This is a genomic window from Rhizobium sp. EC-SD404, assembly GCF_902498825.1.
Lineage (GTDB): Bacteria > Pseudomonadota > Alphaproteobacteria > Rhizobiales > Rhizobiaceae > Georhizobium.
Window position 1 is genome coordinate 2234469 of record NZ_LR701459.1, and the last position, 23292, is coordinate 2257760.

Below are 23292 nucleotides of genomic sequence, written 5' to 3' on the forward strand. Positions count from 1 at the left end.
GCAATTCGATCAGGGGATCAGGCGATCTGGAAGATGGCGTCGACCTCGACGGCCGCATTGAGCGGCAGCGAGGCGGTGCCTACCGCAGCGCGGGCATGCTTGCCCTTGTCTCCGAGGACCGCAGCGAAGAGATCGGACGCGCCGTTGACGACGAGGTGCTGCTCGACGAAATCCGGCGTCGACGCGACATAGCCAGTGATCCGCACGAGCTGGACGATCCGTTCCAGATCGCCATCAAGCGCCGACTTGGCCTGGGCAAGAACATTGATGGCGCAAAGTTCGGCAGCCGCCTGGCCCGCCAGAACTTTGTGGTCATGACCAAGGTGCCCCGTATAGGCGAGGTGCCCCTTCTCGAGAGGAAGCTGGCCGGAAATGTAGAGCATGTCGCCTGCGATCACCCAGGCAACGTAGTTGGCGGCTGGAGCAGCCGCTTGTGGAAGATCGATACCGCGTTCGGCAAGTCGATCGGCAATCGTATTGGCCATGAAAGGTTCACCCGTTTTTCTGCGCCTAAGATGTCGTATGCGGACGCGGCGTCAAGCGCCTCGCTTTTGCCCCGAGGCTTCCTGTAACATGTGTGAGGTTTTGCTAGGAGACATGAATGTTGGGATTTGCCGGTCGTATGGCATTCGGATCAGCTGCGGTAATGGCCGGGCTGCTTTCAACCACTGCGTCCGGCATGGCGCAGCCGGCAGGTGCTTCGGCCCTCGTTCCGCACCGTGCCGTCTATGATCTCGAACTCGCCAATTCGGAGGAGCGATCGGGCATCTCGGGTGTCTACGGCCGCATGGTCTACGAAATGAACGGCTCGGCCTGCGACGGCTTCACCGTGAACTTTCGATTCGTGACGCGAATCGACACCGAGGAATTTTCCCGGGTCACCGACCAGCAGACGACAACTTATGAGGATCTGCGCGCCGGCACATTCGAATTCGTCAACCGCTCCTTCGTCGACGATGCGCTCGACAGCGAAACGCGCGGCACCGCCCGCCGCACCGATGATTCGATCGACGTCGAGATGGAGGAACCCGAGGAGACGTCGCTGGCGCTCGACCGCGCGCTCTTCCCGACCGACCACATGATCGAGCTGATCGCAAAGGCGAAGGCAGGCGAGCGTTTCTACCAGTCGCACATCTATGACGGGTCCGACGACGGCGACAAAATCATGCTGACGACGACCGTCATCGGAACGCCGCGTGAGCCGGAAGCGGAGGATGCCGAGGCGGAGCAGGCCGGCCCATTCGCCAACGAAGCCGCCTGGCCCGTGACGATCGCCTATTTCAATGAAGCCGAAACCGGCGACGGCGTTCCGGATTACCAGATCTCGTTCAAACTCTACGAGAATGGCCTGACCCGGGACCTGGAGATGGACTATGGCGATTTCGTCCTTCGCGGCACGCTGACGGGCCTTGAAGTGTTTGACGCCAAGGAATGCGCCGAACAGCCTTAGATCTCAAATTCCCGCATACCAGTCATAGGCTCCTGCATCTTCCCAGTAGCCGCCGCGACCTCGGCCGATCGCATCGAGGCTTTCGACGGCTTCGATGCGCATGACGAACTTCGCCTGCTTGTAGCCGAGCTGCCGTTCGACGCGCAGACGCAACGGTGCGCCATGGCCGATGGGCAGGTCGCCGTCATTCATGCCGTAGGCAAGGATGGTCTGCGGATGAAACGCTTCGACGAGGTCGATGCTTTCGTAATAGGGCGTCCCGCGAAAATCGTCCGCACAGTGGAAGACGATGTAGCGGGCGTTGGGGGCAAGCTCGGCACGGTCGAGCAGTGGACCGAGTGGCGTGCCCGTCCATTTGCCGATCGCGCTCCAACCTTCCACGCAGTCGTGACGGGTGATCTGGGTACGGGCGGGCAGGGTGCGAATCTCGGCCATCGAGATCGATTGCGGCCGCGCGACGAGTCCATCGATGCGGAGGCGATAGTCGGAAAACGCCGAAGCTGCGTGCCGCTCCCATTCAGAATTTTCCGGCCGCGTGTTGCCGTTCATGCAGAAGGTCGGTGACAGGGATCCCTCCGGATATTCGCGCGCCAGGGCGTCGCCCACGATGAACCGCTGGATACGGTAGCTCAACCATTCGCCGCCCGAGAGAAACTGGCGGAACGCCGGGCTCTGGCCGAGCGCATCGCAGCCTGAGAGTGCCATTGCGGAGCCCGTCAGCGCTGCTCCGGTAATCAGCCGGCGCCTGGAAAGAAGAGTGGTCATCGTGTTTTCTCCTGGGGCAGGCGATAGCGGCCGGTGATCATGGAGCGGATCTCGTTGATAGGTCCTGCCAGCACGACCATGACGAGATGGACCAGGATGAACGCCACCATGCCGAATGCGGCGATGAAATGGATGGAGCGTGCGGACTGTCGGCCGCCGAAGATGTCGATCAGCCATGGCCAAGCAGCGACCATCGTCGGCGACATCGTCAGGCCGGTGAGCACGAGAACGGGCAAAAGCACGGCCAGAACGGAAAGATAGGCGAGCTTCTGCAGCACGTTGTAGTGTCGCGCGGCCTCGCCTGTCGGAAACCGAAGTCGCGCATGGGCTGCGATGTCACCGAGGATATGCGACGGCGCCAGTTCGGCGCGCTTCGGGAGGAGGTCGCGGCGCAGGTGACCGTTCACGAGACTGATCAGCGCGTAGAGCGCGAGACCACCTGCAAAAAGCCAGCTGAACGTCAGGTGCCAGCGCCGTGAAAGCGCGAGATTGTAGCTCGATGGTATCGTGACCCAATGCGGGAAGGCCCGGTTCTGCCAGGCCCCTTCCGCGTTCTGCCAGCGTCCCAGAACGCCTGTCGTATCGAACTGGATCGCACCGACGCGCAAATATCCGCGCTCGTCCTCGGCTCCGATCTGCAGCCATGCGGGATCGGGGTTCGCGCCGTAGTCGCCCCAATAGAGGCGGGGATGCGCGTTGAAGATCATCAGTCCGCTCATCAGCATGACAAGAAAGACGACCACATTCGTCCAATGCCACAGCCGCGTCGAAAGCCGATGACGGCGAACGACGATCGGCGCATCTGCGATCGGCGGTGAAAACTCGGTTGCAGACATGGCGGCGCTCCAGGCGGGTTGCGCCGGGTGACGCCTGTCGCGGGTCACCCGGCTCCAAGGCATGCGGCGATGCTTACATCGTGTCCGAAATCATGCTGTCGGGTGCGTCGGCGCAGGCGGTCGTGACACTGGCAACGGTTGCGTCTGCAGCCATGTCGTCAGCGGCCATATCGTCGGACGCCATGTCATCGGCAGCCATATCGTCGGACGCCATGTCATCGGCAGCCATGTCATCGGACGCCATGTCATCTGCGGCCATGTCATCGGCAGCCATGTCGTCAGCGGCCATGTCATCAGAAGCCATGTCGTCGGCCATCATGTCGTCGCTGTGCAACGCCTCGACGGCAGCCATCTGACCGGCTTCGTCGAGGGCAAGGAAATCGGCGCAGGTGAGATCCGAACCGCTCTGTGCGAAGGCCGGCATGGCAAGCATGAGGGTGAGGGCAGTCGTCGTCAGGATCGTCTTCATGGTGGTGGCTCCCAGGGGTTGCCGCCTCAGCGGGCGGTGAGAGCCAATCCACACCAAGTGCCGATCACTGTCGAAACAACACTGCGCGCGTTTTTGCCACAGCCAACTCACGCCGATGTCGGCGCTGCGTGAAGTCGGCGTGATCCGGTCTGGCAGAGCAGAGATATCCGGGGCTAGAACCCCATCGTCACCTTGGCTCGGGTGCCGGGATGCTGCAGCTCGTAAGTGAGCGTGGCGCCGAGATTGGCGGCCATGGAATTCACGAGGCGCGTGCCGAGGCCGGTGCCCTTGGCGCTCTGACCGGTACCGTCCCAGCCGACACCATCATCTTCGACGACAAGCACGGCACCGTCCGGGACAGCGTCGAGAAAAACCCGGACTTCGCCTTTGACGCCTTCGGAGTATGCGTATTTCAGCGCATTGGTCACCAGTTCGGCGGTCATGATTCCAATGGAAATCGCCATGTCGGTGGGCACGCGCACCGCGTCCATCCGGATCCTGAGCCTGGCGCTCGATGCAAGCGACATGTCCAGTTCCTTGACGAGCGTCGTCAGGTACTCGCCAATATCGACGAAGCGCACGTCGTCGGACGTATAGAGGCGCTTGTGCACGCCGGCGATGGCGGAGATGCGCGCCTGGGTTTCGATCAGCGCATTCTTGGCGGCGGGTTCGGTCAGGGTGTTGGCCTGCATGCGGATCAGCGCCCCGACGATCGCGAGACTGTTCGCCACGCGGTGGTTCACTTCGCTGAGCAGCAACTCCGCGCGCTCTTTTGCCTCGCGCAGCTCGCCTTCGACTCGCTCTTTCGCCCGCATCAGGCGGGCGCGCTCGACTGCCTGGTCGATAGCGCTTGCCAAAAGCTCGGGGAAGTCTTCCGAGACGCTCTTGGTGACGTAGTCGAAGGCTCCTGCCTTCAGCGCCGCAACGGCGATTGCCGTTTCGGCCGAGCCCGTGACGTAGACGACCGGCGGCGCATGCTCGATCTTGGCGAGTTCGGCCAGCACGTCCAAGCCGGTTCCCGTATCGAGATAGTGATCGAGGCCGACGACGTCGATGCCGCCGGCGCGGATCCGCTCCAACCCGCTGCTGGCCTTGTCGGCACGTTCGACCACATAGCCACGCCGCTCCAGATTCTTCTGGATGAGACGCGCCAGTCCGGGATCGTCATCGATATAAAGAACGCGCGTCGGCCGGGAAGCCATCATCAGGCACTTTCGGGGATCTGCATCACCGAGAAGAACAAGCCAAGCTGACGGATCGCATTGGCGAAGCCTTCGTAGTTGACGGGTTTGGTAATGTAGACGTTGGCGCCAAGGTCGTAGCAGCGCTGGATCTCGCGTTCGTCGTCCGTCGTCGTCAGCACCACGACGGGTGCCCGCTTCGTGTTCGGGTTGGCCTTGACCTTTTCGAGGATCGAGACGCCGCTCATGTCCGGCAGATTGAGATCGAGCAGGATGAGGAGGTGGCGGCTTGCGCTGACGTCGCCAGAGCCATCGGAGCCGAAGAGGTGGGCAAGCGCGCTCGTGCCGTCGGTGAACGGAATGATCTCGTTGCTGACGCCGGCGCGCCGGATGTTCTTCTCGATGAGTCTCGCATGGCCTTCGTCGTCTTCGATCATCACGATCGTGACGGGCTTCGCTTCACTGCTCATTGCATGCTCCCGATAAATCTACGCATATCGCGGGCCAGAACGACCCTGAATGTCGATCCCTTGCCGAGCTCGGACGTGACGGTGATGTCGCCGCCGAGATTTCGGACGAGGGTCCTCACATGGGCGAGGCCGATGCCTTCACCCGGTTTGCTTTGCTCTCCGGACCGCCGGAACAGTTCGAAGACGCGTTCGTGATCGTCGGCCGCGATCCCCCGGCCATTGTCTGCGACATCGATCGCGATACGGTTTCCGATCAGCTTCTCGCCCGAGATCTTTATGCGCAACGGCCGGCTCGCGTCTGCGTACTTTACCGCATTGTCGAGCAGATTACCGAATATCTGATCGAGCGACATGCGGTCGGACAAGATCGTCGGCAAATCGTCGGCAACTTCGATGACGCCGTCGAGTTCGCCGACCTGATGCTGGATGGCGTCGGCGCTGGCCTGAAGCATGGCCGTCAGCGCAATCGATTCTGCCCTGATCGGTCGGCGCCCGTCGCGGGAAATCTTGAGGATAGCGTTGATCAGACCATCCATCTTCCGAGTCGATGAGCGGATGAACCCGACGGCTTCCGGCAAATCCTCCGTCGCTGCGAGATGCGCTTCGTTGGCGAGCTGGTCGTCACCGGCAACCTCACTGCGCTCCATGTAGTCCCGGATCGGCTTGATGCTGGCTTCGAGCTCGCTCGTGAACCCCATGATGTTGACGAGCGGGGCTCTGAGGTCGTGCGTCACGATATAGGCGAAGCGCTGAACCTCTTCGTTCGCCCGCGCAAGTTCCGCGGTGCGCTCGGAAACGCGCTCCTCAAGCGTGATGTTCGTCGACGACAGAAGCCTTCGCGCCTCCGCGATCTCGCGCGTATAGAGAATGACCACCCATGCGCTGCCGCCGACGACGGCTATGATGACGAGGGCGCCGATCAGGCTGACCCAATAGAGAGCGGACGCGCTGCCCCGCTGTTGCTCGACGCTTTCGGCAAGACGCCGGTCTGCGTCCTCAACGATGCCGGTGAACAGCTCCCGCAGTTCGCTCATCGCCGTCTGGCCGGTATCGGACTGGACGAGTTCCAGGGCTGTCTGACGGTCGCCGGTGCGGGCGAGGCGGACGGTCTCCTCAAGTTCATCCAGTTTGACTGCGGCCGCATCGTTGATTGCTGACGAGATCGCGTCGCCGTTTGGGCGAGACTGAAGAAGGGTCGTCAATCGCTGCCGGTGCGATTCCAGCTCTTGCCGAGCTTCGTTGTAAGGCGCCAGATAGCTGTCGTCCTGGGTCAGCAGATAGCCGCGCTGACCGGTCTCCGCATCCTGCAGTGTCGTGCGGAAATCGAGTGTCGCTGCCCGCAGATCGCGGGCCGCCAGCACCTCGTTGAAATGGTCCTGGCTTCGATTGCCGAGCCACAGGCTCATGCCGACGATGACGAGCAATGCGGCAAGCCCGGCCAGCATGAGAGCTGCCGTCGTACGGACGAGTGTCGAACTTGAAATGGGCATGGGGTGCTATCTTTTGGAAACGATGTTTGATGACCGAAAACCAGCCCTTGTGCAAGCGAGTTGTCAAACGCAGGAAGGGCCGTCCACGGCTGTCGCTGAGAAGCAGTATGCGGGGCTTGGCTGAGGCGACGGGTTGCCATCCGTCGGCGAGTTCTATATGGCAGCCACCATTCCACACGCGCGGTTTGGGATTGGCCGGGAGAAATCCGGTCCGTTCCGCCGGTGGCCGAAAGGCTGTTGCCGCGCGGAGGTTCAACCGGAAAGGATACCCAAGGCATGTCACTGCCCGATTTTTCCATGCGTCAATTGCTTGAAGCTGGCGTTCACTTTGGTCACCAGACCCACCGTTGGAACCCCAAGATGAAGCCTTTCATCTTCGGTGACCGCAACAACGTCCACATCATCGATCTCGCACAGACCGTTCCGCTCCTGCACCAGGCGCTGAAGGTGGTGTCTGATACGGTAGCCGGCGGCGGCCGCGTGCTCTTCGTCGGCACCAAGCGCCAGGCTTCGGAAATCATTGCCGATGCTGCCAAGCGTTCGGCCCAATACTACGTCAACGCCCGCTGGCTCGGCGGCATGCTGACCAACTGGAAGACGATCTCCAATTCGATCCAGCGTCTGCGCAAGCTCGATGAGCTACTGGCCGGCGACGCCCAGGGCCTGACCAAGAAAGAGCGTCTCAACCTCGACCGCGAGCGCGAGAAGCTTGAGCGTGCGCTTGGCGGTATCCGCGACATGGGCGGCACACCGGACCTGATCTTCATCATCGACACCAACAAGGAAGCAATCGCGATCGACGAAGCAAAGCGCCTCGGCATCCCGGTTGTCGCCGTTGTCGATTCGAACTGCGATCCCGACCGCGTCGACTACCCGATCCCAGGCAACGACGATGCTGCCCGTGCGATCTCGCTCTATTGCGAACTGATCTCGCGCGCCGCTCTCGACGGCATCGCGCGTCAGCAGGGCGCTTCGGGCGTTGACGTCGGCGCATCCGCCGAAACGCCAGTCGAGCCTGCGCTCGACGACGCCGGCAGCGTCGAAGGCGAAGGCGCCACCGCCTAAGCTCCGATCGTCCTGAAATTCAGACGGCCGGCGCTGCGACAATCGCTTCGCCGGCCGTCATGCATATGAAGGCGATGTCGGCCTAACGTGCCGAAGCATTCGACAGGGCGCGGTCCCCACGCCCCAACCAGGTCCCGCCCAAGCCGGCCGGACCATGACAGACGACAAGAGGCTAGAATGAACATTACCGCTCAGATGGTGAAAGAACTGCGCGAAAAGTCCGGCGCAGGCATGATGGATTGCAAGAAGGCGCTGGCCGAAACCAACGGCGACATGGAAGCAGCGATCGATTGGCTGCGCGCCAAAGGCATCGCCAAGGCCGACAAGAAGGCAAGCCGCACGGCCGCCGAAGGTCTGGTCGGCGTTGCCAGCGAAGGCACGAAGGCCGTCGTCGTCGAGCTGAACTCGGAAACCGACTTCGTTGCGCGCAACGACAAGTTCCAGGATCTCGTGGCAGGCGTGGCCAAGGTCGCGCTGACCACCGATGGTTCGGTCGATGCCGTTACGGCAGCGACTTATCCCGCGACATCCAAGCCGGTCGGCGAGACCATCAAGGATGCGGTCGCCACCATCGGTGAGAACATGGCCCTGCGCCGGACCGCTCTCCTGACCGTGTCCGACGGCGTGGTCGCGACCTACATGCACAACGCTGTTGCCACCGATCTCGGCAAGCTCGGCGTGCTCGTTGCGCTGGAATCGACCGGTGACAAGGACAAGCTCAATGCGATCGGTCGCCAGGTTGCCATGCATGTGGCAGCAACCAACCCGCTTGCTCTGACGTCGCAGGACGTCGATGCGACCGTTGCCGATCGCGAGCGCCAGATCTTCATCGAGCAGGCCCGCGAGTCCGGCAAGCCGGAAAACATCATCGAAAAGATGGTGGAAGGCCGCATGCGCAAGTTCTACGAGGAAGTCGCCCTGCTGTCGCAGGCCTTCGTCATGAACCCCGACCATACGGTTGGTGATGCCGTGAAGGCAGCCGAAGCTGAAGTCGGCGCGCCGATCAAGGTCACGGGCTTCGTTCGCTTTGCGCTGGGTGACGGCATCGAACGCGAAGAAACCGACTTCGCAGCCGAAGTCGCAGCAGTCGCCAAAGGCTGATCGCCCAGTCGATCGTACACGGCCGTAAACGCCGCAAGGGCACTGCGTGACAACGTGGTGCCCTTCGTGTATGCGGCTTGTCCAGCTTCAGAAAAAGACGAGTGAACGTATGAAAACCGACGCCCCGCGCTACAAGCGCATCCTGCTGAAGGCCTCGGGTGAGGCGTTGATGGGCAGTCAGGGCTTCGGAATCGACGTCGAAGTGGCCGACCGCATCGCCGGTGATATTGCCGAAGTGCGAGCCATGGGTGTCGAAGTCGGCGTGGTCGTCGGCGGCGGCAACATTTTCCGCGGCGTCGCTGTCGCCTCCAAGGGTGGCGATCGCGTGACGGGCGACCACATGGGCATGCTTGCGACGGTGATCAACGCACTGGCGTTGGCGACCTCGCTGCGCAAGCTTGGCATCGACACGGAAGTGCTGTCGGCCATCGCCATGCCGGAGATTTGCCAGAGCTTCTCGCAGCGCGCGGCGCTCCATCACCTCGACAAGGGCCGGGTCGTGATTTTCGCCGGCGGAACGGGCAACCCGTTCTTTACGACCGATTCCGCTGCAGCATTGCGCGCGGCAGAAATGGGTGCTGAAGCGATCCTCAAGGGCACGCAGGTCGATGGCATCTATTCGGCCGATCCGAAAAAGGATCCGACGGCGACCCGGTTCGACAGCCTGACCCACGCCGAGGTCCTTGAGAAGGGACTGGCCGTCATGGACGTCGCCGCGGTTTCGCTTGCCCGAGAAAACGCGATCCCGATCATCGTTTTCTCCATCCACGAAAAAGGCGGCCTGGCCGCAATCGTAACAGGCGGCGGCCGCGGTACGGTCGTCACCGACAGATAGAACGAGGTGGCTGGTGAGCGTTGAGGCGCCGCCGATCACCCGCGCATGGGAGCATTATCATGGCTGATGGAACCAACTTTTCCGAGCTGAAGCGGCGCATGGAAGGTGCTGTCACGGCATTCAAGAACGACGTCAACGGTCTTCGCACGGGCCGCGCTTCGGTAAACGTCCTGGATCCGGTGATGGTCGAGGCCTACGGCTCGCGCATGCCGATCAATCAGGTCGCAAACGTCGGTGTCGCGGAAGCGCGCATGCTGTCCGTTCAGGTTTGGGACAAGCAGATGGTCGGCGCCGTCGATCGCGGCATCCGTGAAGCCAATCTCGGCCTCAACCCGATCGTCGACGGTCAGACGCTGCGCATCCCGCTGCCGGACCTCAACGAAGAGCGTCGCCGCGAGCTGGTCAAAGTGGCACATAACTATGCCGAGACTGCGCGAGTCGCGGCGCGGCACGTTCGTCGCGATGGCATGGACGAATTGAAGAAGAACGAAAAGGCCGGCGTCATCAGCCAGGATGACAGCCGCCAGCAGTCTGACCGGGTCCAAAAGATGACCGATGAGACCATTGCCGAGATCGACCGCTTGCTCGTCGATAAGGAAAAGGAAATCATGCAGGTCTAGATTGGCGCCTGCATGACCGGGCGGCCTTGTCGTTCTCGGTGCGAAGCCTCAGCGGAGTTCTGCCTTTGACCACGCCGCATCACGTCGCGATCATCATGGACGGCAATGGCCGGTGGGCCAAGCGGCGCGGCCTCCCACGGACCATGGGACACCGCAAGGGTGTCGAAGCCGTGCGCGAAACGGTGCAGGCAGCGGGCGAGGCGGGTGTTCGCTATCTGACGCTGTTCGCCTTTTCGTCGGAGAACTGGAACCGCCCGGAAGACGAGATCACCGATCTCATGGGGCTTCTCAAACTCTTCATTCGGCGCGACCTGGCGGAGCTCCACAAGGAGAACATCCGCATCCGGGTCATCGGCGACCGCGCAAGGCTCGATCGCGAAATCCTCGGCCTCTTGGTCGAAGCGGAGGAGTTGACCCGCAACAACAGCGCGATGCACCTCGTCATCGCTTTCAACTACGGCGGTCGCGACGAGATCGTGCGCGCGGCCAAGCGTCTCGCCGAAGCAGTCGGGCGAGGCGAACTGTCTCCGGCAAATGTCAACGAGCACACGTTGTCTGCTTTTTTGGATACCGCTGGCATTCCCGATCCGGACGTCATCATCCGCACCAGCGGCGAACAGCGGCTGTCGAATTTTCTCCTGTGGCAGGCGGCCTATACGGAATTCGTCTTCGTACCCGTGCTCTGGCCGGATTTCGACAAGTCGGCATTTCACCGCGCGCTTGACGAATACGCCTCGCGGGAGCGCCGCTTCGGGGCCGTTCCCGAACGCGATGTCGCGCTCGGTTCGTGATGCAGCTGGAATTGAAGCAGCGGGTCGTTTCCGCAGTTATCCTCGGCATTGCAGTCCTGTTTCTGGCCTGGTTCGGCGGCCTGCCGTTCCGCATCTTCTGCGCCGTTCTTGCCGCGCTCATCTATTATGAGTGGACAGCGATCGTTCAGGCTGAACGCCGGTCGCGGCCTGCCTTTCTTGTCGGCTGGGCAAGCATGGGCGCCATCATGTGGTTCATCGTCGGCAACGCCTTTGCGTATTCGACGGCAGCCATCCTGATCGGCGCAGGCGCTGTTGCCCTGGCGGCGCGCACCAGTGGCCGCGGTCCATGGATGGGTCTCGGCGTTCTCTATGCCGGCTTTTCCGGCCTGGCACTCGCCGCGTTGCGCGACGATACGACGCTCGGTCTGATCGGAATGGCATTTGTGTTCGCCGTCGTCTGGGCAACCGACATTCTCGCCTATTTCTGTGGTAGGGCCCTCGGCGGACGAAAGCTTGCTCCGCGGATTTCACCCGGCAAGACGTGGTCCGGCGCAATATTCGGCATGTTCGGCGGCATTGCAGCCGGCACGGCTGTCGCGCTCTTGACCCTCGACAGAGGCGGTATCTGGATCCCTATCCTGTGCGCTGTCCTCTCGATCGCCAGCCAGGTCGGGGATCTGTTCGAATCCTGGATGAAGCGACGTTATGCGGTAAAGGACTCCGGCCGGCTCATTCCCGGCCACGGTGGCGTCATGGACAGGGTCGACGGTCTCGTATTTGCCGCTTTTGCGGCCTTTCTCATAGCTCTGGTGATCGCGGGTGGGATTCCCAGTTCTTCCAGCGGTTCACCGATTGCCGCGGCGTTGTTGGGCGGATAGGAACCAGCAGTCGTCACTCACAAACCTTCCATGCGCGCCTCACGGTGCGCCGCCATTGAGCAGGGACACGTCCGATGGATGCGCTGGCATCGACCTTCGCCTTTCTGACCGGCTACATTCTTCCATTTCTCGTGGTTCTGACGATCGTCGTCTTCGTCCACGAAATGGGCCACTACCTTGTCGGTCGGTGGTGCGGCATCCGCGTGATGGCCTTCTCGGTCGGCTTCGGTCCGGAAATCTTCGGGTTCAACGACAAGCACGGAACGCGCTGGAAGCTCTCCGCCATTCCGCTTGGCGGCTACGTGAAATTCTTCGGCGACGAGAACGCCGCCAGCGTGCCTGACAATGACGGCTATGCGGCCATGAGCGAGGCGGACCGCAGGAGCTCCTTCCAGGGCGCGGCCTTGTGGCGCCGGGCTTTGACTGTTGCAGCGGGTCCGATCGCGAACTTCATCCTCGCGATTGCCATCTTCGCGACGGTCTTCACGCTTTACGGTCGACCTGTGTCCGATCCGGTCGTGGCCGAAGTTCAGCCGGGCAGCGCAGCGGAAACCGCTGGCATCGCTCCCGGCGACATCTTCGTCGCAATCGACGGGAACCCGATCGAGACCTTCGATGACGTGCGCCGCTACGTGTCGAGCCGCCCCGAGGTCGAAATCACCGTCACCATGCAGCGCGATGGGGTCGAGCGTGATTTCACGTTGGTCCCGGCCCGTGAGGAGATCGAGGACAATTTCGGAAATCGCCTGGAAGTCGGCCTGATCGGCGTGGTCACAAACCAGGACACGGGCAATTTCCGCACAGTCGAGATGGGGCCGTTGGAAGCGACGGGGCAGGCGGTCGCCGAGACGAGCTATATCGTCACCCGCACCTTTGGTTACATCCGCAACATCATCATCGGCCAGGAGAAGGCAGACCAGCTTGGCGGACCGATCCGCGTGGCCCAGGTTTCAGGCCAGATGGCGACGCTGGGCATCCTTGCCGTGATCCAGCTTGCCGCAGTCCTGTCGGTTTCCATTGGACTGTTGAACCTTATGCCGGTACCGATGCTGGACGGCGGCCATCTGTTCTTCTATGCGATTGAGGCGGTCCGTGGGCGACCTCTTGGCGAAAATGCGCAGGAGATGGCGTTTCGGATCGGTTTGGGGATGGTGCTTGCGCTCATGGTCTTTGCGACCTGGAACGATGTCAACATGCTGCTGGGGTAGCAGTCGAAAGTCCGCTATCCGCCCGAAAATAAAGGGTTTGTTGACCACGTTTCAATGCTTGAGTGGCCTTTGGGCCACGCCTCTAAATGAAGTAAACAGAAATTAACCGCCAGCCTTGCTTGTAAGGCAAAAGCGGGTAAAAAACGACGGACCATTCGGAATCGGGGCATCCGTCTGGTGTGGTAGTTCGGGCAAAAAGGTTAGAGTTCATAATGAGAGCCGGTTCGAAGTTCATGGGTGCGGTATCTGCCGTCGCCCTAGCCACGGGGATTGCATCCAGCGGAGCGGGTATTGCTTTCCTGAGTGCAACGACCGCTGCCCAGGCAGCCGTCGTCAACAGCATTCAGGTGCAGGGGAACAGCCGCGTCGACGCCGAAACGGTCCGCGGCAACATCACCATCCGCCCGGGGCAGGACTTCTCCAATGCCGATATCGACGAATCCGTTCGTCGCCTGTTCGCCACCGGCTTGTTCTCCGACATCCGTATTGCCCAGCAGGGTGGGGCGCTCGTCGTCACGGTTTCCGAAAACCAGATTCTCAATCAGGTGGTCTTCAACGGCAACAGCCGTATCCGCGACCGTCAGTTGGAGACGATCGTCCAGACCAAGCCGCTCGGACCTTACAGCGAGCCTCTCGTCCAGGCAGACATTCAGGCGATCCGCGATGCTTACGCCGCGATCGGCCGAAACGATGCCACGGTGACCACCAACACGGTCACGCTCGCCGATGGCCGCATCAACCTTGCATTCGAAGTCAACGAAGGCGACCGCACGAAGATTTCGACGGTGAACTTCGTCGGCAATCAGGCATTCAACGATGGCCGTTTGCGCGAAGTGATCACGACGAAGCGCTCGAACTTCCTCTCGTTCCTGACGCGCCGTGACGTTTACGCGGAAGACAAGCTGCGCGCGGATGAAGAGCTGCTGCGCCGCTTCTATTACAATCGCGGATATGCCGACTTCCAGGTCGTGTCCTCTTTCGCTGAGCTTGACCCTGCAACGAACGAATACACGGTGACGATCACCGTCCAGGAAGGCGAGCGTTACAATTTCGGTGCGGTCAACGTCGAAAGTTCCGTCGCCGACGTGAACACAGCCGACCTTCAGGCTCTGGTCGAAAGCCGTTCCGGCGCAACCTACAGCGCCGAAGATGTCGAAGACACCATCGTCGCCATTTCCGAGCGCGTCGCCGATTCCGGTTTCCCGTTCGCCCAGGTCACCCCGCGTGGCGATCGCGATTTCGCGAACCGCACTATTTCGGTCAGCTACCTGATCGACCAGGGTCCGCGCGCCTATGTCGAGCGCATTGAAATCCGCGGCAACACCCGGACGCGCGACTACGTCATCCGCCGCGAATTCGACCTGTCGGAAGGCGATGCCTTCAACCAGGCCATGGTTCGCCGGGCACGTGAGCGCCTGCAGCGTCTCGGCTATTTCGGTTCGGTCGAAATCTCGACCGCGCCAGGCTCGCAGCCGGACCGCATCATCATCATCGTCGATGTTCAGGATCAGCCGACCGGTGAGTTCTCGATCGGTGCCGGTTACTCGACGGGCAGCGATGGCGGTGCATCCGTCGAAGCGTCCGTGACGGAACGCAACTTCCTCGGCCGTGGCCAGTTCATCCGTGTTGCCGCCGGTGGCGGCGAGAATTCGCGCAGTTACCGCGTCAGCTTCACCGAGCCCTATTTCCTCGGCTACCGTCTTGCCGCCGGTTTCGACGTGTTCCGCGTCGAAGACGACCGTCCGGACAACTACAGCTACGAGCAGACCGGCGTGACGCTGCGTGTTGCAGCGCCGATCACCGACAATCTGACGGCGGGCCTTGCCTACAACTTCTCCGAAACCCGTTACACGGGCACGGACTCGTCGTTGTCGCTGGCCTATCAGCAGGGCATCGCCAGCAGCCCGTGGATCAAGTCGTCGATCTCGCCGACCTTGACGTTCAACACGTTGGATGATCGCCAGCTGCCGCGCGAAGGCATTTTTGCCGAAGCAGGCATGGAGTTTGCTGGTCTTGGCGGCGACGCCGAGTTCATCAAGTTCACGGGCGAAGCCAATTATTTCCAGCTTCTGTCTGAGTCCCAGGACATCATCGGTTCGGTGTCCGTTGGTGCAGGCCACATGGTTTCGCTTGGCGACAATGCCCGCGTGTTCGACCAGTTCCTGCAGGGCGGAGAGACCATCCGCGGCTTCGATGCGCGTGGCTTCGGTCCTCGGTCTGAACTGCTGGCCGATGGCGATCGCGATGCGCTGGGTGGTACGACCTACTTCAACGCATCGGCCGAAGCGTCCATGCCTATGCCGGTTGTCCCGCGCGACTTCGGTCTCCGCGTCGCTGCCTTTGCCGATGCCGGTACGCTTTACGGCACGGATCTCGATCCGGCGGTCACTGTCGGTGGCGTTGGCTTCGACCAGAGCTGGCGTGCGTCTGTTGGCGCGTCGCTCATCTGGGCGTCTCCTTTCGGCCCTCTGCGTCTCGACTACGCCGTACCGGTCGCCAAGGAAGAGTACGACGATGTGCAGGAATTCCGTTTCGGTGCATCGTCGCGGTTCTAGCCGCTTCTTGCCGCGAGCACGCAATCCAAAGCCGGGTATGATGCCCGGCTCATTCATTCTGTAAGCTGCCGATGGATCGTCCAATTTTCTTCCCGCCGCATAGAGGCATCCCGCTTGGGCAGCTCGCGGCGGACATCGGCGCGGAATTGCACGATCCGCGTCTGTCTGATCGTCTGATCACCTCGGTTGCCCCACTTTCGCGCGCGGATATCCAGGATCTGACCTTCATCACGTCCCGGCGTCATGCCGAGATGCTGATTGGGTTGAAAGCTGGCGCGATCGTCTGCCATAGAGACATGGCGCCCTCTGTTCCCGAAAATGTCGCGGCGCTGCTTGCTCCGGCACCCCAGTCGGCCTTCGCCCGGGCGGCAGCACTGCTTTACCCCTCATCCATGCGTCCGCTGACTCTCACGAACGAAAGCGGCATCTCGCCAAAGGCGTATGTGCATCCGGGTGCGCACCTCGAGCCGGGCGTGGTCGTCGATGTGAGTGCCGTCGTCGGCGATGGCGCGGAAATCGGTTCGGGAACGATCATCGGCGCTGCCGCCGTTATCGGGCCCGGCTGCAAGATCGGTCGCAACTGCTCTATCGGTCCCAACACCACCGTGCAGTGCTCCTTCATCGGCAACGATGTGATCATCCATCCGGGCGCACGGATCGGTCAGGATGGCTTCGGTTATGCTCCGTCGCCCTCCGGCATGCTCAAGATCCCGCAACTCGGACGCGTCATCATTCAGGATCGTGTCGAGATCGGCGCCAATACGGCTGTCGACCGTGGCGCCATGGACGATACGGTGATCGGAGAGGGCACGAAGATCGATAACCTCGTCCAGGTCGGGCACAATGTCCGCGTCGGCCGACACTGCGTGATCGTCGGGCAGGTCGCCATCGCCGGCAGCGTGACGATTGGCGACCAGGTGATGATCGGCGGCGGCACCACGATCGCCGGACATCTTCAGATCGGAGCCGGCGCACAGATTGCCGGCATGAGCGCAGTTGCTGCCGATGTGCCCGGCGCTGCCCGCTGGGGCGGCATCCCGGCCCGGCCGATGCGAGCCTTTTTGCGCGATATGGCCGAAATCCGTGCCCGCGCATTCAACAGAAGCCCAAAGAACGTAGGAGTTGAGCCGGATGAATGACCTGACCGGCACCGAGACGATGGATGAACTCGATGTGCGGGCGATCATGCGTCTGTTGCCCCATCGCTATCCATTCCTGCTCATCGACCGCATCGTCGGCATCGTTCGTGACGAGCGTGCGATCGGCATCAAGAACGTGACGGCAAACGAGCCGCACTTCACCGGGCATTTTCCGGAGAACCCCATCATGCCGGGTGTTCTGATCGTCGAAGGCATGGCGCAGACGGCCGGCGCGATTTGCGCGCGCCATCAGGCACGCAGCTCGACCCTGGTCTACTTCATGACCATCGACAATGCGCGCTTCCGCAAGCCGGTTGTTCCGGGCGACCGGGTGGAGTATCACGTCGCCAAGATCAAACAGCGCGGCAATGTCTGGAAGTTCCACTGCGAAGCGCTCGTCGGCGGCGTCAAGGTGGCCGAAGCCGATATCGGCGCCATGCTTGCGCAGCAGGAAAGCGAGAACGAATGACCTCTGCCTCAGCGCGGGTTCACCCTTCCTCGGTCATCGAGGAAGGCGCAATCATTGGCGAAAACGTCACGATCGGCCCATTCTGCCATATCGGCCCGAATGTCGTTCTGGGAGATGACTGCCAGATCCTGAGCCATGTCGCGATTTCCGGTTCGACCGTTCTTGGCAAAGGCTGTCGTGTGTTTCCCGGCGCCATGCTTGGGTTCGAACCGCAGAATCTCGCCTACAAGGGCGAGGAGACGCGTCTCGAGATCGGCGAAGGCTGCACGATCCGTGAAGGCGTGACCATGCATCCCGGCATGCCGAATGCTGGTGGGCTCACGTCGGTCGGCAAGAACTGCCTGTTTCTTGCCTATAGCCACGTCGCCCATGACTGCCATGTCGGCGATAACGTCGTCCTATCCAACAACGTCATGCTGGCCGGCCACGTCACGGTTGGTGACCGGGTCATCATCGGCGGCGGCGCTGCCGTTCACCAGTTTGCCCGCATCGGCCACCGCGCCTTCATCGGTGGTCTGTCGGCCGTCAATTTCGACGTCATCCCCTACGGTATGCTGAACGGCAATCCCGGGGTGCTCGGCGGTTTGAACATCATCGGCATGCAGCGCGCCGGCATGGACAAGGCCAGCATCCACGAAGTGCGCCGCGCCTTCCGCCATATCTTCCAGGGTCCAGGCTCCGTGCGTCAGAATGCCGGCGAGGCGCGCGCGCTTTATACCAGCAACGAGACTGTCGGACAGATCATCGATTTCATCGAGGCTCAGAGCGAACGCGCGCTGTCGTCGCCGGCCCGGGCTCATCGGTAAGCCTCCCATGGCTGCGGTCAGCCGAGAACCGGGCAGGGGTCGCGTCGCGATCCTGGCCGGTGCCGGCAATCTGCCGACCCATGTCGCCCGCGCCATCCGATCCGCGGGCGAAGATCCTTTCATCATTGCCCTGAGCGACGAAGCCGATGGTGACTGGTCCAGTTTCCAGCACGAACGCATCGGCACAGGCGATTTCGCCGCCGTGGAGCGTATCGTCAGGGTCAACAGCATCGACCGCCTGATCCTGTCGGGAAGCGTCAAGCGACGTCCGGAGTGGCGCGAAATCCGCCCCACATGGAAAACGCTCGCACGCATGCCCAGCGTCGTCCGTACGTTGCTGCGAGGCGGCGACGACCAGGTATTGCGCATGGTGATCGCTCTGATCGAAGGCGCGGGCGCTCGTGTCATCGGCGCACACGAAGTGGCACCAGATCTGGTCGCGACACACGGATCCCTGACGTCCATTGAGCCCGACGCAGCCAGCAAGCGTGACATTGCCGCCGGACGGGAAGCCGCTTTGGCCCTCGGCCGGCTGGATGTCGGTCAAGCCGCCGTTGCGATCGGCGGCCGGGTCGTAGCGCTTGAAGGTGTCGAAGGAACCGACGAGATGCTTGCGCGCGTCGCCGATCTGCGGGGCCGCGGCCGGCTTTCCACATCGCGCAAGGGCGTACTGGTCAAATTCTGCAAGCCCGATCAGGATGAACGCGCCGACCTGCCGACGATCGGTGCCGGCACCGTGAAGGGCCTGATCGAGGCGGGCCTCGCGGGCGTTGCCGTCGAAGCCGGACGATCATTGTTGCTGGAGCGCGAAGCCGCGATTGCGGCTGCCGATCAGGCAGGCATCTTCATCGCCGGCGTAACGCGGGAGGATTGATGATCGACCGGGCCATGACATCGCGCCGCGTGAAAGTCGCGATTATCGCCGGCGAACCATCTGGCGATCGCTTGGGGGCGGATTTGATCGCCGCCATGAAGATGCAGGTGGGTGATCTCTCGATCGATCTGGTGGGCATCGGTGGCGAGGAGATGCAAGGCGAGGGGCTGGTGTCGCTGTTCGACTATTCCGAGCTCTCCATCGTCGGCGTGAGCGCCGTCGTCGCCAAGTTACCCAAGCTGTTGTGGCGCATCCGCCAGGCGGCCGATGCGATCGTCGAGGCCAAGCCCGACGTCCTGGTCATCATCGACAGCCCGGATTTCACGCACCGTGTTGCCCGCCGCGTAAAGGCGAGGCTGCCCGATCTGCCCGTCATCGACTATATATGCCCGTCCGTCTGGGCGTGGAAGCCGGAGCGCGCGCCGGCGATGCGCGGCTATATCGACCACGTGCTGTCGGTTTTCCCGTTTGAACCCCAGGTGGTTGCCGCGCTGGGTGGTCCTCCGACCACCTATGTGGGCCACCGGCTGATTTTCGACATGGGCCTCTTATCAGCGCGGGCCGAACAACTGGATCGCCGGCGCAAGCAACAGCTGACCGGCCTCTGCATGCTGCTTCCCGGTTCGCGCAAATCCGAGCTGACGCGCCTGCTGCCGGTTTTCGCCGATGCCGCGGCTGAGCTGTCCGCCTTGCGTCCGGGTGTGCGGTTTATCCTCCCCACGATCGCGCGCCATCATGCGTTTGTCTCCGAACAGGTCACGGCCTGGCCGGTCAAAGTGGACGTGGTCGCGGGCGAGGACGCCAAGTGGGGCGCGTTCGCACAATCCGACGTCGCGCTTGCCGCCTCAGGCACCGTGCTCCTGGAATTGGCACTGGCCGGCGTCCCTTGCGTCTCGGCCTATAAGCTGGACCCCTTGGCCAAATTGCTGATCTCGAAGATCACCGGCTGGAGTGCTGCGCTTCCCAACCTGATTGCCGATTATCCCGTCATCCGCGAATTCTTCAATGATCAGGCCCGTGGCAACCGTCTGGCCCGTGAGACCTTGCGTCTGATGGATCATACGATCGAGCGCAAGGCGATGCTGGAGGGCTTCGATATCGTCCGCCGGGCGATGTCCGTGACCCGAACGCCGGGCGAGCACGCCGCCGAAATCGTGCTTGCTTTCATCGATCGTCCAAACGTGACCGCCGATCGTCCTGCAATTGCGCATTGAATGCGCAATCCCTACATAAAGGCCGGGAAAAGCACCGTTCGAGAGCCCTCGAAATTGGCTTTGACCGCACCGTTTCGTTATAAACGGCAAGCCGAATCTGACCTTAGAGAACGTGATCCATTTTGACTGAGATAGTTCCCCCCGGCGGGCCGCAGGGCCCATCTGGCATAGAGCCGGTTTCGATCGTCGATGAGATGCAGCGCTCCTATCTCGATTACGCCATGAGCGTGATCGTGTCGCGCGCATTGCCCGACGTGCGCGACGGCCTAAAGCCGGTGCATCGGCGTATCCTCTATGCGATGCACGAGAGCGGTTACCACTGGAACAGGAAATACGTGAAGTCGTCGCGCATCGTCGGCGACGTCATGGGTAAATATCACCCGCACGGCGACAGCGCGATCTACGACGCCATGGTCCGCATGGCGCAGCCCTGGTCGCTGCGCGCGATGCTCATCGACGGGCAGGGCAATTTCGGCTCGATCGACGGCGATCCGCCGGCGGCCATGCGTTACACCGAAGCGCGGCTCGCGAAGCTAGCGCATGAGCTGCTGGAAGACATCGACAAGGATACGGTCGATTTCCAGGAAACCTACGACAGCTCCGGCTCGGAGCCGAAGGTGCTGCCGGCGAGGTTCCCCAACCTGCTCGCCAATGGCGCAGGCGGCATCGCCGTCGGCATGGCGACGAACATTCCGCCGCACAATCTCGGTGAACTGGTCGATGGCTGCATAGCGCTGATCGACGATCCGTCGCTCGACCTGATCCAGCTCATGGAATTCATTCCCGGTCCCGATTTCCCGACCGGCGGCATCATCCTTGGACGCTCCGGCATCCGCAGCGCGTTCGAAACCGGCCGTGGCTCGGTCGTCATGCGCGGCAAAGTGCATTTTGAGCAAATCCGAGGCGACCGCGAAGCCATCATCATCACCGAAGTTCCCTATCAGGTGAACAAGGCGACGATGATCGAGAAGATGGCCGAGCTGGTGCGCGACAAGCGCATCGAGGGCATCTCGGACCTTCGCGACGAGTCCGACCGGCAGGGTTACCGCGTCGTCGTCGAGCTGAAGCGCGACGCCAATGCCGACGTCATCCTCAACCAGCTTTATCGCTACACGCCACTGCAGACCTCGTTCGGCTGCAACATGGTGGCGCTCAACGGCGGCAAGCCGGAGCTGATGAACCTGATGGACATGCTGAGGGCGTTCATCGCCTTCCGCGAGACCGTCATCTCCCGGCGCACCAAGTTCCTGCTGCGCAAGGCGCGCGACCGCGCCCACGTGCTTGTCGGGATGGCGATCGCCGTCGCCAACATCGATGAAGTCATCCACCTGATCCGCAATGCGCCGGACCCGCAGGCTGCACGCGAGCAGTTGATGGAGCGCCGCTGGCCGGCAAAGGACGTTGCGCCGCTCATCCGGCTCATCGACGATCCGCGCCATCGCATCAACGAGGACGGTACCTACAATCTTTCCGAGGAACAGGCGCGCGCCATCCTCGAGCTGCGTCTGCAGCGCCTCACTGCGCTCGGCCGCGAGGAAATCGACGACGAGCTCAACAAGATCGGCGAGGAGATCAAGGATTACCTCGATATCCTGTCTTCGCGCGTTCGCATTCGCGAGATCATCAAACAGGAACTGCGCGACGTCAAAGACGAGTTCGGCACGCCGCGGCGGACTGAACTGGGCGACGGCGGCCCCGACATGGACGATGAGGACCTCATCGCCCGCGAAGACATGGTCGTCACCGTTTCGCATTCCGGCTACATCAAACGCGTACCGCTTGCGACCTATCGCGCGCAGCGCCGCGGCGGCAAAGGCCGCTCCGGCATGGCGACGCGCGACGAGGATTTCGTAACCCGCCTGTTCGTCGCCAACACGCACACGCCCGTTCTGTTCTTCTCCTCACGTGGCATCGTCTACAAGGAAAAGGTCTGGCGCCTGCCGATCGGCACGCCACAGTCCCGAGGCAAGGCGCTCATCAACCTCCTGCCCATCGAGCATGGCGATCGCATTACTGCGATCATGCCGCTGCCCGAAGACGAGGACAGCTGGGCCAATCTCGACGTCATGTTCTCCACGACGCGGGGAACGGTTCGTCGCAACAAGCTGTCGGATTTCGTCCAGGTGAACCGCAATGGCAAGATTGCCATGAAGTTCGACGACGATAGCGATCAGATCCTGAACGTCGAGACCTGTACCGAACAGGACGACGTCGTACTCACGACCGCGCTCGGACAGTCGATCCGTTTCCCGACGACGGATGTGCGTGTCTTCGCCGGCCGCAACTCGATCGGCGTGCGCGGCATCTCCTTGGCCGACAGCGACCATGTGATCTCCATGGCGATCCTGTCGCATGTCGATGCGGATCCGGCCGAACGCGCTGCATTCCTGAAGCGGGCAACCGCGGAACGGCGTGCGGCGAACGGTGACGAGGAAGAAGTCACGCTGGTGGGCGAGGACGTCGTCGAAGCCGTCGACCTCAACAACGAGCGCTTCGAGGAACTGAAGGCCCGCGAGCAGTTCGTCCTGACGGTCAGCGCCAAGGGTTACGGCAAGCTTTCCTCATCCTACGATTTCCGCATCTCCGGACGTGGCGGCAAGGGCATCCGGGCAACCGACATCGCCAAGATCGGCGAAATCGGTGAACTCGTGGCCTTCTTCCCGGTCGAGCGTGGCGATCAGATCATGCTGGTGTCCAATGGCGGCCAGCTGATCCGGGTGCCCGTGAGCGGGATCCGCATCGCCAGCCGTGCGACCAAGGGCGTCACGATCTTCTCGACGTCGAAGGACGAGCGGGTCGTCTCGGTCGAGCGCATCAGCGAGCCTGAGCCCGAGGCTGTCGATGAGGTTCTTGAAGAAGCGGCCGAAGCGGATGCCTTGGAAGAGATCGCACGCGAGAACGACGGCGACGAGACCGGCAGCGGCGAAGAAACGGGCAGCAGCGAAGAATAAGCTGCTGCATCAGCCGCCAGAATACAAAAAAACCGGTCGCGGAGGGAACGCGACCGGTTTTTTGATGTGTCCTCGTCGGGGCAGGGAAACCCAAACTTCGGACTGGAGGTCAGTCAGTAGTTTTGCCCGGGGGGCAAAGTCTAAAAGCGGCGCGTGGTCCGCGC

General features: G+C 62.1%; 22 protein-coding genes. 15 read left to right on the forward strand and 7 right to left on the reverse strand.

Annotation, left to right across the window (positions count from 1 at the left end):
• Positions 1-17 precede the first annotated feature (17 nt).
• Positions 18-485, reverse strand: a complete 468-nt coding sequence (locus GC125_RS11475) for a RidA family protein (protein WP_151985792.1) — start codon at positions 483-485, stop codon at positions 18-20.
• 116 nt (positions 486-601) lie between these two features.
• Here GC125_RS11475 and GC125_RS11480 point away from each other — a divergent pair, with 116 nt between their 5' ends.
• Positions 602-1450, forward strand: coding sequence for a cell envelope integrity EipB family protein (locus GC125_RS11480; protein WP_286165478.1), 849 nt, complete (start codon positions 602-604; stop codon positions 1448-1450).
• 3 nt (positions 1451-1453) lie between these two features.
• Here the strand turns inward: GC125_RS11480 and GC125_RS11485 are convergent, their stop codons facing one another.
• From GC125_RS11485 to GC125_RS11510, 6 genes are all read right to left on the reverse strand, one after another.
• Positions 1454-2215 (reverse strand): molybdopterin-dependent oxidoreductase, encoded by a 762-nt coding sequence (locus GC125_RS11485; protein ID WP_151985793.1) that lies wholly within the window; start codon positions 2213-2215, stop codon positions 1454-1456.
• Positions 2212-3051, reverse strand: coding sequence for a cytochrome b/b6 domain-containing protein (locus GC125_RS11490; RefSeq protein WP_151985794.1), 840 nt, complete (start codon positions 3049-3051; stop codon positions 2212-2214). Before GC125_RS11490 ends, GC125_RS11485 begins: the two co-directional genes overlap by 4 nt.
• A gap of 73 nt (positions 3052-3124) precedes the next feature.
• A complete protein-coding gene (locus GC125_RS11495) occupies positions 3125-3520 on the reverse strand; it encodes a hypothetical protein (RefSeq protein ID WP_151985795.1) in 396 nt (131 codons plus the stop codon).
• A 173-nt stretch (positions 3521-3693) separates the two neighbouring features.
• A complete protein-coding gene (locus GC125_RS11500) occupies positions 3694-4722 on the reverse strand; it encodes a histidine kinase dimerization/phosphoacceptor domain -containing protein (protein ID WP_151987820.1) in 1029 nt (342 codons plus the stop codon).
• Positions 4723-4724: 2 nt separating this feature from the next.
• Positions 4725-5171, reverse strand: a complete 447-nt coding sequence (locus GC125_RS11505) for a response regulator (RefSeq protein WP_126010421.1) — start codon at positions 5169-5171, stop codon at positions 4725-4727.
• Entirely contained in the window at positions 5168-6661 is a 1494-nt protein-coding gene (locus GC125_RS11510; protein ID WP_151985796.1) for a sensor histidine kinase, read from the reverse strand. Before GC125_RS11510 ends, GC125_RS11505 begins: the two co-directional genes overlap by 4 nt.
• Before the next feature lie 276 nt (positions 6662-6937).
• Here GC125_RS11510 and rpsB point away from each other — a divergent pair, with 276 nt between their 5' ends.
• The 14 genes from rpsB to gyrA all read left to right on the forward strand — a co-directional run bounded on the left by rpsB (position 6938) and on the right by gyrA (position 23128).
• A complete protein-coding gene (gene rpsB, locus GC125_RS11520; RefSeq protein ID WP_126010419.1) occupies positions 6938-7726 on the forward strand; it encodes a 30S ribosomal protein S2 in 789 nt (262 codons plus the stop codon).
• Positions 7727-7903: 177 nt separating this feature from the next.
• Positions 7904-8827, forward strand: a complete 924-nt coding sequence (gene tsf, locus GC125_RS11525; RefSeq protein ID WP_151985798.1) for a translation elongation factor Ts — start codon at positions 7904-7906, stop codon at positions 8825-8827.
• 109 nt (positions 8828-8936) lie between these two features.
• Positions 8937-9662: a UMP kinase gene (pyrH, locus tag GC125_RS11530; protein WP_151985799.1), complete on the forward strand. Its 726-nt coding sequence runs from the start codon at positions 8937-8939 to the stop codon at positions 9660-9662.
• Positions 9663-9721: 59 nt separating this feature from the next.
• On the forward strand, positions 9722-10282 hold the full coding sequence (gene frr, locus GC125_RS11535) for a ribosome recycling factor (RefSeq protein WP_151985800.1): 561 nt from the start codon (positions 9722-9724) through the stop codon (positions 10280-10282).
• Positions 10283-10341: 59 nt separating this feature from the next.
• Positions 10342-11073, forward strand: coding sequence for an isoprenyl transferase (locus GC125_RS11540; protein ID WP_286165640.1), 732 nt, complete (start codon positions 10342-10344; stop codon positions 11071-11073).
• On the forward strand, positions 11073-11912 hold the full coding sequence (locus GC125_RS11545) for a phosphatidate cytidylyltransferase (protein ID WP_151985801.1): 840 nt from the start codon (positions 11073-11075) through the stop codon (positions 11910-11912). Before GC125_RS11540 ends, GC125_RS11545 begins: the two co-directional genes overlap by 1 nt.
• Positions 11913-11986: 74 nt before the next feature.
• On the forward strand, positions 11987-13120 hold the full coding sequence (rseP, locus tag GC125_RS11550) for an RIP metalloprotease RseP (protein WP_151985802.1): 1134 nt from the start codon (positions 11987-11989) through the stop codon (positions 13118-13120).
• 212 nt (positions 13121-13332) lie between these two features.
• Positions 13333-15675, forward strand: coding sequence for an outer membrane protein assembly factor BamA (gene bamA / locus GC125_RS11555; RefSeq protein ID WP_151985803.1), 2343 nt, complete (start codon positions 13333-13335; stop codon positions 15673-15675).
• A gap of 71 nt (positions 15676-15746) precedes the next feature.
• The gene (gene lpxD / locus GC125_RS11560; protein WP_151985804.1) at positions 15747-16814 is read left to right on the forward strand and encodes a UDP-3-O-(3-hydroxymyristoyl)glucosamine N-acyltransferase; all 1068 of its coding nucleotides are present in this window, start codon (positions 15747-15749) and stop codon (positions 16812-16814) included.
• Entirely contained in the window at positions 16807-17283 is a 477-nt protein-coding gene (fabZ, locus tag GC125_RS11565; RefSeq protein ID WP_151985805.1) for a 3-hydroxyacyl-ACP dehydratase FabZ, read from the forward strand. The genes lpxD and fabZ overlap by 8 nt, the downstream gene beginning before the upstream one ends.
• On the forward strand, positions 17280-18089 hold the full coding sequence (lpxA, locus tag GC125_RS11570) for an acyl-ACP--UDP-N-acetylglucosamine O-acyltransferase (protein WP_151985806.1): 810 nt from the start codon (positions 17280-17282) through the stop codon (positions 18087-18089). Before fabZ ends, lpxA begins: the two co-directional genes overlap by 4 nt.
• A 7-nt stretch (positions 18090-18096) precedes the next feature.
• Positions 18097-18963 carry an LpxI family protein gene (locus tag GC125_RS11575; RefSeq protein ID WP_151985807.1) on the forward strand — a complete coding sequence of 289 codons (867 nt, stop codon included), beginning with the start codon at positions 18097-18099 and terminating at the stop codon, positions 18961-18963.
• Between the two features lie 14 nt (positions 18964-18977).
• Positions 18978-20177, forward strand: coding sequence for a lipid-A-disaccharide synthase (lpxB, locus tag GC125_RS11580; RefSeq protein WP_151987824.1), 1200 nt, complete (start codon positions 18978-18980; stop codon positions 20175-20177).
• 122 nt (positions 20178-20299) lie between these two features.
• Positions 20300-23128, forward strand: coding sequence for a DNA gyrase subunit A (gene gyrA / locus GC125_RS11585; protein WP_151985808.1), 2829 nt, complete (start codon positions 20300-20302; stop codon positions 23126-23128).
• The last annotated feature ends 164 nt before the right edge of the window (positions 23129-23292 follow it).

Coding starts and splice junctions, on each gene's coding strand:
- fabZ (WP_151985805.1), top strand. CDS start 16,807: ATGAATGACCTGACCGGCACCGAGACGATGGATGAACTCGATGTGCGG.
- bamA (WP_151985803.1), top strand. CDS start 13,333: ATGAGAGCCGGTTCGAAGTTCATGGGTGCGGTATCTGCCGTCGCCCTA.
- GC125_RS11495 (WP_151985795.1), bottom strand. CDS start 3,520: ATGAAGACGATCCTGACGACGACTGCCCTCACCCTCATGCTTGCCATG.
- rseP (WP_151985802.1), top strand. CDS start 11,987: ATGGATGCGCTGGCATCGACCTTCGCCTTTCTGACCGGCTACATTCTT.
- lpxB (WP_151987824.1), top strand. CDS start 18,978: ATGACATCGCGCCGCGTGAAAGTCGCGATTATCGCCGGCGAACCATCT.
- tsf (WP_151985798.1), top strand. CDS start 7,904: ATGAACATTACCGCTCAGATGGTGAAAGAACTGCGCGAAAAGTCCGGC.
- GC125_RS11480 (WP_286165478.1), top strand. CDS start 602: ATGTTGGGATTTGCCGGTCGTATGGCATTCGGATCAGCTGCGGTAATG.
- GC125_RS11575 (WP_151985807.1), top strand. CDS start 18,097: ATGGCTGCGGTCAGCCGAGAACCGGGCAGGGGTCGCGTCGCGATCCTG.
- GC125_RS11475 (WP_151985792.1), bottom strand. CDS start 485: ATGGCCAATACGATTGCCGATCGACTTGCCGAACGCGGTATCGATCTT.
- GC125_RS11545 (WP_151985801.1), top strand. CDS start 11,073: ATGCAGCTGGAATTGAAGCAGCGGGTCGTTTCCGCAGTTATCCTCGGC.
- frr (WP_151985800.1), top strand. CDS start 9,722: ATGGCTGATGGAACCAACTTTTCCGAGCTGAAGCGGCGCATGGAAGGT.
- GC125_RS11510 (WP_151985796.1), bottom strand. CDS start 6,661: ATGCCCATTTCAAGTTCGACACTCGTCCGTACGACGGCAGCTCTCATG.
- lpxD (WP_151985804.1), top strand. CDS start 15,747: ATGGATCGTCCAATTTTCTTCCCGCCGCATAGAGGCATCCCGCTTGGG.
- rpsB (WP_126010419.1), top strand. CDS start 6,938: ATGTCACTGCCCGATTTTTCCATGCGTCAATTGCTTGAAGCTGGCGTT.
- pyrH (WP_151985799.1), top strand. CDS start 8,937: ATGAAAACCGACGCCCCGCGCTACAAGCGCATCCTGCTGAAGGCCTCG.
- GC125_RS11500 (WP_151987820.1), bottom strand. CDS start 4,722: ATGGCTTCCCGGCCGACGCGCGTTCTTTATATCGATGACGATCCCGGA.
- lpxA (WP_151985806.1), top strand. CDS start 17,280: ATGACCTCTGCCTCAGCGCGGGTTCACCCTTCCTCGGTCATCGAGGAA.
- GC125_RS11490 (WP_151985794.1), bottom strand. CDS start 3,051: ATGTCTGCAACCGAGTTTTCACCGCCGATCGCAGATGCGCCGATCGTC.
- GC125_RS11485 (WP_151985793.1), bottom strand. CDS start 2,215: ATGACCACTCTTCTTTCCAGGCGCCGGCTGATTACCGGAGCAGCGCTG.
- GC125_RS11505 (WP_126010421.1), bottom strand. CDS start 5,171: ATGAGCAGTGAAGCGAAGCCCGTCACGATCGTGATGATCGAAGACGAC.